This window comes from Elusimicrobia bacterium HGW-Elusimicrobia-1, assembly GCA_002841695.1.
Lineage (GTDB): Bacteria > Elusimicrobiota > Endomicrobiia > PHAN01 > PHAN01 > PHAN01.
On the sequence record PHAN01000002.1, the window covers coordinates 239,942 to 249,299 of the forward strand.

At 48.4% G+C, this 9,358-nt stretch carries 9 protein-coding genes and 2 tRNA genes; 5 read left to right on the forward strand and 6 right to left on the reverse strand.

What is annotated here, in order from left to right; genetic code table 11:
• Nucleotides 1-102: 102 nt before the first annotated feature.
• The 3 genes from CVU77_01925 to CVU77_01935 are packed head-to-tail and all read left to right on the forward strand — an operon-like array spanning nucleotide 103 to nucleotide 4,239.
• Nucleotides 103-1,161, forward strand: coding sequence for a hypothetical protein (locus CVU77_01925; protein ID PKN02205.1), 1,059 nt, complete (start codon nucleotides 103-105; stop codon nucleotides 1,159-1,161).
• Nucleotides 1,158-3,080, forward strand: coding sequence for a lipopolysaccharide heptosyltransferase II (gene waaF, locus CVU77_01930; GenBank protein ID PKN02206.1), 1,923 nt, complete (start codon nucleotides 1,158-1,160; stop codon nucleotides 3,078-3,080). The genes CVU77_01925 and waaF overlap by 4 nt, the downstream gene beginning before the upstream one ends.
• A gap of 55 nt (nucleotides 3,081-3,135) precedes the next feature.
• On the forward strand, nucleotides 3,136-4,239 hold the full coding sequence (locus tag CVU77_01935) for a glycosyltransferase family 4 protein (GenBank protein PKN02207.1): 1,104 nt from the start codon (nucleotides 3,136-3,138) through the stop codon (nucleotides 4,237-4,239).
• Nucleotides 4,240-4,275: 36 nt separating this feature from the next.
• Here CVU77_01935 and CVU77_01940 read toward each other — a convergent pair.
• Nucleotides 4,276-4,366 (reverse strand) — tRNA-Ser (locus CVU77_01940).
• 214 nt (nucleotides 4,367-4,580) lie between these two features.
• Here CVU77_01940 and CVU77_01945 point away from each other — a divergent pair.
• A complete protein-coding gene (locus CVU77_01945; GenBank protein ID PKN02208.1) occupies nucleotides 4,581-5,486 on the forward strand; it encodes a hypothetical protein in 906 nt (301 codons plus the stop codon).
• A gap of 88 nt (nucleotides 5,487-5,574) precedes the next feature.
• Entirely contained in the window at nucleotides 5,575-6,159 is a 585-nt protein-coding gene (locus CVU77_01950) for a hypothetical protein (protein PKN02209.1), read from the forward strand.
• A gap of 97 nt (nucleotides 6,160-6,256) precedes the next feature.
• On the opposite strand, the gene CVU77_01955 is transcribed toward CVU77_01950, so the two are convergent.
• From CVU77_01955 to CVU77_01975, 5 genes are all read right to left on the reverse strand, one after another.
• Entirely contained in the window at nucleotides 6,257-6,718 is a 462-nt protein-coding gene (locus CVU77_01955) for an SsrA-binding protein (GenBank protein PKN02210.1), read from the reverse strand.
• Between the two features lie 86 nt (nucleotides 6,719-6,804).
• Nucleotides 6,805-6,885: transfer RNA gene (locus tag CVU77_01960), tRNA-Leu, on the reverse strand.
• Between the two features lie 94 nt (nucleotides 6,886-6,979).
• Nucleotides 6,980-7,345 (reverse strand): two-component system response regulator, encoded by a 366-nt coding sequence (locus CVU77_01965; GenBank protein PKN02211.1) that lies wholly within the window; start codon nucleotides 7,343-7,345, stop codon nucleotides 6,980-6,982.
• Between the two features lie 15 nt (nucleotides 7,346-7,360).
• Nucleotides 7,361-7,768 (reverse strand): hypothetical protein, encoded by a 408-nt coding sequence (locus CVU77_01970; GenBank protein PKN02212.1) that lies wholly within the window; start codon nucleotides 7,766-7,768, stop codon nucleotides 7,361-7,363.
• Nucleotides 7,769-7,828: 60 nt separating this feature from the next.
• Complete coding sequence (locus CVU77_01975; protein ID PKN02213.1) at nucleotides 7,829-9,166, reverse strand: dihydropyrimidine dehydrogenase; 1,338 nt, start codon at nucleotides 9,164-9,166, stop codon at nucleotides 7,829-7,831.
• Nucleotides 9,167-9,358: the final 192 nt, after the last annotated feature.

Sequence of the window (9,358 nt, forward strand, 5' to 3'; positions counted from 1 at the left end):
GGGAGCGCGCCTTCCCGTCGACACCCTCTCGGCTCTCAGCGGAATGCCGCGCGAAGCTTTTCTTGAATACCTTAACTTCACGCTGAAGCCCAGGCGTTAAAAATGCGAATTAATTTTGTTTTACCGTCTCTGCCCATAAAACCTTCCGGCGGATTCCGCGCTGTTTATGAGTTGTCGGGAGCACTTGCCGCTCGCGGACATGAAGTCGGCGTCTGGCATCTCAGCGACTTTCGCGCGGAGAAATCCTTAAAGCGAAAAGTTGCGGATGTGCTGAGTGAAATCGCGACGACAATCACCGGCGTATGCGTTCCGTGGATGAACGTTTCCCCAAAAATCACCCTTTCACGGCTGAAAGCAGGTGATGGTAAAAATATAGCCGACGCCGATGTCGTTTTTGCCACGTCATGGCGCACTGCCGAGTTTGTCTCCTCCATACCCGAGTCAAAAGGAAGAAAAAATTACATGGTGATGGATTTTGCGCCGTGGCTCGGCCCGAAAGAAGAAATCGAGCGCACGTGGAAACTGCCTCTTAAAAAAATCGCGATATCGCAATGGATGGCCAAACAAGTCGCAGCCACCGGAGAGACGGCCGATGTAATGCCGCTCGGCGTCGACAAAACATTTTTTAAACTTTGCCGCCCAATAGAAAATCGACCGAGACAGATCGCCTTTATGTATTCCAAATCGCCCTACAAAGACACGGCGACCGGACTAAAGGCGCTGGAAACGACCCGCGAAAAATACGGGGACTTCTCCGTGGCGTGTTTCGGCCCGAGCTTTCTTAAACCCCGCTCCGTGCCGGGGTGGTTCGATTATAGGGGCACCATCAGCGACGCCAAATTGTCCGATATTTACAACACATCTTCGATTTTGGTCAGCAGTAGCGCCGCCGAAGGATTCGCTTTTCCTCCCGCGGAAGCCATGGCCTGCGGTTGCGCCGTCGTCGCCACGGATTCCGGCGGGTTGCGCGATTACGCCGTTGACGAAAACAATTGTCTTTTGTGCGCCTCCGGCGATGCGGATGCCTTGGCCGCAAACATCGGACGGCTCCTGAACGATGCCAATCTGAGATATAAACTATGCGCTCAGGCGCTCAAAACCGCATCCTTGCTTGATTGGCGAATGACGGCCGCATTCGTTGAAAAGGTAATTACTTCATGATGAAACTTTCAATAATAATCGTAAACTACAACACGCGCGAGCTTCTGGCGGAATGCCTGGCAAGCATCCGCAAGTATCCGCCGTCGCATAAGTACGAAACGATAGTCGTGGACAACGCATCCTCCGACGATTCGCGGGATATGGTTTCCCGCGATTTTTCCGAGGTCAAACTTCTCGCCAATGACTCGAACCTCGGGTTCGCCTGCGCGAACAACAGGGGCATAAAAGCGTCCGACGGAGAATATATTTTACTGCTGAATTCCGACGCGGGATTGAAACCCGGCACCGCGGATACTATGCTGGACTATATGGACAAAAATCCATCCGTGGGTGTGCTCGGCCCCAAGCTCGTTGGCCCGGACGGAGACATTATTCAGATGTCGTGGGGATGGTGCCCGACAATATTCAAAGAATTGGTCCAAAAAACGCTCGACCCGCATAACATCGCCCGTTACAAGCTTGTGAAAAATATCGTACGGCGGCTCGGCGCGCGCAACAGGGAAGTCGAACTTGTATACGGCACAAGCATGCTCATCCGCCGCAAGATACTTGAAAAAACCGGACTGCTCAACGAAAATCTTTTTCTTTATTTCGAAGAGCCGGATTTCTGCCCGCGCGTTAAAAGCGCAGGTTACAAAGTAGTATATCTGGCGGGGGCGGAGGTCACGCACAAACACGGTTGCACCATGAAGGTCGCGGGAAAATATACCACACTGGTTTATCGGGAAAGTCAACTTTATTTCTATAAAAAACATCGTTCCGCATTTCAACAAAAAATACTTAAACTTTATCTGTTATTTAAATTTTATATATTAAAGTTTATATCTCCTGCGGGATCAAACTTCTATGATGAGCTTATAAATCTGGTAAAAGAGACGGGCATAGAAAGGATTCTAATTATTAAGTTAAGCGCTATCGGGGATGTTTTAATGGCGACACCTGCATTTGAAACAATAAGAAATAAATACCCAAAAGCAAAAATATCTTTGTTGATAGGAAATTGGGCAAAAGATATAGTAAAAAGTAACCCAAATATTGATGAGATAATTTCCATCGATGAGAATATTTTCTGGAAGAAAAGAATTATTCCTCTGCTGAACCTTTTTTTCTTATTGAGAAGAAAAAAGTTTAATGCGGTTTATATTATGCACTGGTCAAATTTATTTAATTTTTTTACTTTTCTTTTGGGCATTAAAAAGAGAATTGGATTTGATAGGTTTGGAAAGGGTATGTTTCTAACTAAAAAAGTTCCGTTCAGTGAAGGAGAAATGCCGCATACCATCTATAAATATGGAAATCTTGTGAGTGCTAATTTAGAAAATTGTAAGATAAATATTTATCTTACAGATGACGAGACAAATATTGCAGAGAAAGAACTTGCAAATTATGGGTTAAACCCCATTGATAAAATTATAGGAATTGCGCCCGGCGGCGGTGAAAATCCTAAAACAAAAATGTTGACAAAACGCTGGCCTGTTGAATATTTTATTGAGCTCATAAAGAAAATTACATTTGAACTTAACATACCTGTAATATTATTTGGGAGCAAAACAGAATCAGCTCTGGGCACTGCAATTGAAGAAGCAATTAAAAAGGATAAACTACTTGTCAACTTCATAGGCAAAATGGACTTAAGACAGACCGCTGCGATTATGAAAATATGTCAAATAGTAGTGACGAACGATTCCGCATCATTACATTTAGCCGGAGCGGTTGGAACTAATACGATATCAATTTTTGGTCCGACACCTCCATGGGATAAAATCCCGCTCGGAAACAATCACAAATATTTTTATAAAAAATTACCATGCAGCCCCTGCTATAAATACGGAAAATTCCCTAAATGCCGGGGAATCTCTTGTTTAAGGTCAATTAAACCAGATGAGGTTTTTCAAAAAGTTAAAGAACTGATTCTATGAAGATAATGCGTTTAAAAGTATTTATTCCTAAGTTTTTCTTGCCAATAAAAAATTTATGAAAACCGCAATCATACACGACTGGCTTACCGGAATGCGCGGGGGGGAAAAGATTCTGGAAAAAATGTGCCGCTTGTTCCCGTCGTCGGATATATACACGATAGTATGGAACAAAGGCAGGATGTCGAGTGAAATCGAGAGCCATCGCATTATTACGTCTTTCATCCAGAAACTTCCGGCAGGCACAAGCAAATACCGTTATTATCTGCCGCTGATGCCGGCCGCCATAGAGGCCTTTGAACTCCGCGGGAACGAACTGATTTTTTCCATAAGCCACTGTGTGGCCAAAGGTATCGAAAAAAAACCGGGACAGACGCACATATGCTATTGCAACACTCCGATGCGCTACGCCTGGGATTCTTTCGGCGATTATTTTTCGCCGCGCAGAAACTTTTTTACGTGGGCGGCTATGTCATTTTTCCGTCCGTATCTTAAATGGTGGGACAAATCCACCGCGCGCGGAGTCGATTATTTCATCGCCAATTCCCGGAACGTCGCGGAACGCATCAAAAGACACTGGGGACGGGATTCCGCCGTTATTTATCCGCCGGTCGATACGCAATTCTACACTCCCTCGCCCGACGTCTCGTCGGCGGAGGACTTCTATCTGGCGGTTTCGGCGCTGGTGCCGTATAAAAAAATAGATCTTGCCGTCAAAGCTTTTAATATGCTCGGCAAAAAATTAAAGATAATAGGCACCGGTCCCGAAGCTGATTATTTGCGAAAGATCGCCGGCCCCACTATTGAGTTTCTGGGATGGCGCGACGCCGAATCTATCAGAGATCATTACAGAAAATGCCGGGCGCTGATATTCCCGGGCGAGGAAGATTTCGGAATAGTGCCGCTGGAGGCGCAGTCGTGCGGACGGCCCGTGATTGCCTACGGCAAGGGCGGAGCGCTTGAAACGGTTGTCAACGGCGAAACGGGCGTGTTTTTCGGCGAACAGACGGAAAACGCCTTGCGCGGCGCGGTGAATCGGCTGGAACAAATGGAATTCGACGCGGCGCGTATTTCATCGCACGCTTCAAAATTCTCGGACGAAAACTTTAACGCCGCTATAAAAAAGTTTCTGACGAATCATGTCCCTGGATTTTACGAGTGACGTCCGACGGGGGGGGGAGTAGGAACGGGGGAAATCTGGCGGAGAGGGCGAGATTCGAACTCGCGATGGACACAAGGCCCATACCGGTTTTCGAGACCGGCGCCTTCAACCACTCGGCCACCTCTCCATAAAACGCTGTAATTTTCTGCCTGCCAAAATCTATCGCCCCGACGCCATACCCGGGCGGTGGGGTTGATTTTACCAAATTTTTTAACTTTTGCACGCGCGATAAAAGTTTTTCGTCGGTATTTTTCTGACGCTAACCCGGCGTTCCAAATCCTTGGGTGCTTTTGAGGCATTAAACTTTTTGCTAAAATAAAATGAGGGGGGGCTTCTTCTTTATGCCGCGCAAACCATTCGGAACATTTTATATTCCCATCATAATTACCGCGCAATTATTTTTTATGCCGTCGTGCGCCACGACGCCTTCCGCAAAAAACGAGCCGTCGCTTGACTTAAATTCATTGCGCGACGTAACACATCTACCCCAGGGAGAGAACACATATATACTTAAAAACGGAACTCTTTACCTCGCGGGAAAATCCAGAGTTACGCTTATCCTTGAAAGTTATTGTCTGGATGTGGACAAACCCGCGCCGGACAGAGATGAAATATATTATTTTGTCGCCGGGCCTCCGGGCAAGATACCTTTGTACAAAGAAATACTTTCTTTCGTCGCCGATCATCCCGAAGCGCGGAATCAATCATTCATACAAAATCTTCTCTGGAATCTTCGGAACAATGTAAAATTTGAGGACTTGAGCCAAGCGGAACGCGATTTTCTTTTGCGCATAGAACAACTTGCTTATTTGAAAATAAATTCGCGGCTTAAGGAATCTTTATGGAAACGATTGGTTCGTTTTGCCCAAAGTATTTTTCCGTCGGGGGGCGAAACTCTCGCCTCTTTGACAAAAGGCCTACCGCTCTCCTACGCGGATTATGCCGGGCATATCAGAAACTTATCCCTTCCGAGCGGTGAGCGCCCTCCCGCCGCTGCTGTCACGGCCGTTCCTATGCCCATAGGAAATACCGGGCTTTACGGAATCGCCTATACAAGAGGTTACAGCAGAATGAAAGTCGTAATATACAACCCGTCAAATCCAAAAGAACTTATACTGAAATTCGTGGGCTGGTTTACAAAAGAATGGAAAGACGCCATGAAAGAAGCGACAAAGGGCTGGGAGAAATTTAAGAAGCAGGATATAGGAACGGCAGGAAATGCCACCGAGGGGGGAGATGAATATTAATGATGAATAATCGTCGGTAAATATATTTTGTCGCAGAAAAGCGAGCGTCTATCCGCGGGGAAATTACACGCCTTAAAAGGGGGATTTAATGAAAATCACTGTGCCGGAAATAATATCAGACCCTAAAAAGATTTTTCTTATTGACGACGGAAACGACTTTTCGCGTGTTTTCAAATTATCCTTCGGTTACGGGTTGCTTGCCGTTTTCGTCTGGCAAATCGGCGTTGCCGTGGCGTTCCGCAGGGGGGTTGATTTTTTTCTTGCTAATATGCTGTTTTGCGCGAGCGCTTTTATTTTTTTCTCCGTCCTTTATCTGCCCGCCATTCACGTCTTGGCATCGGGAAAAGATACTCCCTTGCCAGATGTTAGGCGACTGATATCCTACGTGAATTTTTCCGCTACACCGTTGTTTTTTATGCTGCCGTTTTTCATCGCGCTTAAATATCTCGTATCTCATGCCGGCGCGGCGGCGATTTTCTTTCTGTTGTCTTTGTCCGCCGTATTATACCTGGCGCTTGCCATAATCAAAATATTGAGATGCCGTTATCGGAAAGGTGTGTTTCAGGCGCTCGGCATCGCTTTATTGCCCTGCGCGGTCATCGTTGTATTTTTTTTCCTTGCCGGAGTATTTGTGTATGTGTTGTATAAAGGAGCATCCGGATTCGCGTGGTGATGATGCGCGTGTGGCGGCGGGATAAATAAACCGTTGCGTCGATATGTGGTGTTATAAAACGGATGGTTGGAATACAAAAGCGGGCAGAGCAATCAAATCACGCTTTAAACTTCTCGGCAAAATCGCGGCGCATTTCGCGCGTCAGGTCTTTTTTCTTTTTGGCTTCCTTCCTGTCGTACTGTCTCTTGCCCTTAACAAGCGCAATCTGAATTTTCGCAATCCCTCTTTTATTGAAGTAACATTCGAGAGGTACCAAAGACAGGCCTTTTTGAGCCGTCTGGCCGATGAGCCGCTTGAGCTCGCTCTTTTTAAGAAGAAGCTTCCTTGAGCGCAGCGGCTCGTAAGGCACGCCCGTCTTGGCCGCCTGCGGCCAGTCGGCTATGTTAACATTTTCAAGCCACGCGCCGTCGGGACGAATGCTGACGTAACCGCCGGCCAGATTCAATCTGCCGCTCCGAAGCGATTTGACTTCCCGCCCCAGCAGCCCCATTCCCGCCTCAAACTTCTCGATTATTTCATAATCGTAAAACGCTCGTCTGTTGGAGGCGATTGTCGTCATGTTACAAAAAATGCGGAAGGGGGGATTTGAACCCCCAAGGTCTTGCGACCATACGGTCCTGAGCCGTTTTGCGTCAATCATTGGAATGGGCGCGAGAGGAGTCGAACCTCCACGAGTTTCCTCACACGGTCCTGAGCCGTGCGCGTCTGCCATTCCGCCACGCGCCCATTCCAATGATTACGTCCTTCGGACGCCGCCAGTTCCGCCACTTCCGCTTTAAAAATCCCCGCACGGGAAGTTGTGTTAACTCCCCGCTATCCCTCAATCGCGCGGCACTACGCGCGAGAGAACATTATTCTTTATATATTCAAAGTTGAACGGCTTCAAAATACAGTCGAGAGCGCCCTCGCGAAAGGCCTCTATGACCCTGTCGGCGTCTTTATACGCGGTCATTATGACGAACGAGGCGGCTTTATCCAGAGATTTGATCTCTTTGAGAACTTCTATCCCGTTTTTATCGGGCAGCACAACGTCCAAAAAAACCACGTCCGGCAGGTGCAGCACGAACTGCTTCAACGCGCTTTTTGCGTCTTCGGCGTAAAAAATATTCTTGTAGCCGGCCCCGCTAAGAAACATCCCCAGCACTTCACGTGTTTCGGCGTCGTCGTCGACTATCAATATTTTCATAGAATATCCTCCCCGTTAAAATTTCTTTTCCGTGGCCACGGCGAGTTTCCTGGTTCCGGCCAGCTTCGCCTTGTCAAGAGCGTCCATCACCATCCCGTGCCTTACGGATTTGTCGGCGCGAAGCACCACCGAGGCGTCTTTGGACATCAAAAGTTTTTTGAGGTCGCTCTCCAGATTGTCGAGCGAACTGCGGCGATTATTGAGATAAACCGCCTCGTCGGAGTTTATCGAAATTATGATTTTATCGTCGGGGTCTATCTCAGCGGTTTGAGTTTTAGGCAAATTCAGTTTGATGCCCGGCTCGGCCACAAACGTCGACGATAACATAAAAAATATCAAAAGAAGAAAAACTATGTCCGCGAAAGGCGTCACATCAAGCGGCGATGCGGGCTTCTCGCGGGTAAAAAATCTTTTTATTTTCATTGACTCGGTTCAGCCGGAGTAAAAGCGTTTTTGACTGCCTGATGCGCGTCGGACAGGATACTATATCCCCAAGATTTTGTCAATCTCTTCGGCGGCCTTTTTGCCGTCTCCGACGGCCAACGCGACCGTTCCGCCGCCGGAAGCGATGTCGCCTCCGACGAATATTTTGGGATTTTTCGTCGAGCGCAGTGAATCCTTATCGAATTTTATTCTGCCTTTTTGGGTATCGACGAACTCGCCTATATAATCCATATCGGGCCCGAGTTTCTGACCGAGCGCGAATATGACGGTATCCGCCGGCGCGACGTATTCCGAGCAGGATATTTCCTTCGGCCGCGGACGTCCCGACGCGTCGGGTTCGCCCAATTCGCATTTGACAAATTCCACGCCCTCGATTTTGCCGTCGCCGACAATTTTTTTGGGGGCGGCCAGCCAGACAAACTTGACGCCCGCATCCTTGGCCTCCGCGAATTCGGCCTTGGCTCCCGGCATTTCGGCTTCCGTGCGGCGATAGTAAATCGACACATCCTCCGCGCCCAGCCGCACCGACGACGACGCGCAGTCGAGAGCCGTCGAGCCGCCGCCGATGACCACGACCCTTTTTCCGACGGCGTACGGCTTGCCCTCATTCATTTTAAGAAGAAAATCAAGCGCCTGACATGCGCCCGGCAAATCCTCGCCGGGGATATTCGGTTTCGACGAACCGCTTAATCCCGAAGCCAGAAACACTGCGTCGGAGGACGCCAAAATTCCGGCGAATTTATCTTTGCCGACGGGAGTGTTCAACATAAGTTTTATCCCGGTGCCCTCGATAACTGAAACTTCCTGTTTCACTACGTCGCGCGGGAGACGGTACGCCGGTATGCCCCATACAAGCAATCCGCCGGCGCGATCGGTTTTTTCATATATGACAACGTCCCAGCCCTTCTTGTAAAGTTCTATCGCGCACGAAATGCCGGCGGGGCCCGCGCCGATAACGGACGCTTTTTTGTTCTTGGGCTCGACGAGACGCGAAACCGGTTTAATCTTTTTTAAGTCCGCGTCGGCGGCGAAGCGCTGCAACGCGGCTATATTTATCGGTTCGCCCACGTCCGACTGCGAGCAGCCCTTTTCGCACTGTTTCTCGACGGGGCAAATCCTGGCGCACACGGAGCCCAGAAAATTTCCTTCTCTGATGATTTTTGAAGCGCCCGTCATATTGCGCGTCTTGATTTTTTTTATGAACTGCGACGGCTTTATGCCCGCGGGACAAAGCTGATCGCAGGGCGCGTCGTGACAGAACAGACATCGCGAGGATTCGGCCATCGCAAGATGCGGCGGCACGGTTTTTTCGACTTCGTTGAAAGTTTTCTTTCTTTCTTCGGCCGCGATTTTCGGCGCTTCGATTCTTTTAGCCATCGGATTACTCCGTACTGTGTTTTTTAACGTCCGAGGGTGAATTTTACCTATTCCTTAAAATAAAGTCAACAGCGAAAGCGGTTCTCCGTCGGATATTTTCTTGCGGGAAATTATTTTGTCGTATTTTTCGTGAGCATTAAACTTTCCCTCAAAAGAGAAGAGGGCGACCAAGGTCGCCCCTACGCGTAGGGG

Excerpts from the sequence above, each read along its gene's own strand:
- CVU77_01955 (PKN02210.1), bottom strand. The coding sequence starts at position 6,718 with ATGACGACAATCGCCTCCAACAGACGAGCGTTTTACGATTATGAAATA.
- waaF (PKN02206.1), top strand. The coding sequence starts at position 1,158 with ATGATGAAACTTTCAATAATAATCGTAAACTACAACACGCGCGAGCTT.
- CVU77_01945 (PKN02208.1), top strand. The coding sequence starts at position 4,581 with ATGCCGCGCAAACCATTCGGAACATTTTATATTCCCATCATAATTACC.
- CVU77_01925 (PKN02205.1), top strand. The coding sequence starts at position 103 with ATGCGAATTAATTTTGTTTTACCGTCTCTGCCCATAAAACCTTCCGGC.
- CVU77_01935 (PKN02207.1), top strand. The coding sequence starts at position 3,136 with ATGAAAACCGCAATCATACACGACTGGCTTACCGGAATGCGCGGGGGG.
- CVU77_01965 (PKN02211.1), bottom strand. The coding sequence starts at position 7,345 with ATGAAAATATTGATAGTCGACGACGACGCCGAAACACGTGAAGTGCTG.
- CVU77_01950 (PKN02209.1), top strand. The coding sequence starts at position 5,575 with ATGAAAATCACTGTGCCGGAAATAATATCAGACCCTAAAAAGATTTTT.
- CVU77_01970 (PKN02212.1), bottom strand. The coding sequence starts at position 7,768 with ATGAAAATAAAAAGATTTTTTACCCGCGAGAAGCCCGCATCGCCGCTT.
- CVU77_01975 (PKN02213.1), bottom strand. The coding sequence starts at position 9,166 with ATGGCTAAAAGAATCGAAGCGCCGAAAATCGCGGCCGAAGAAAGAAAG.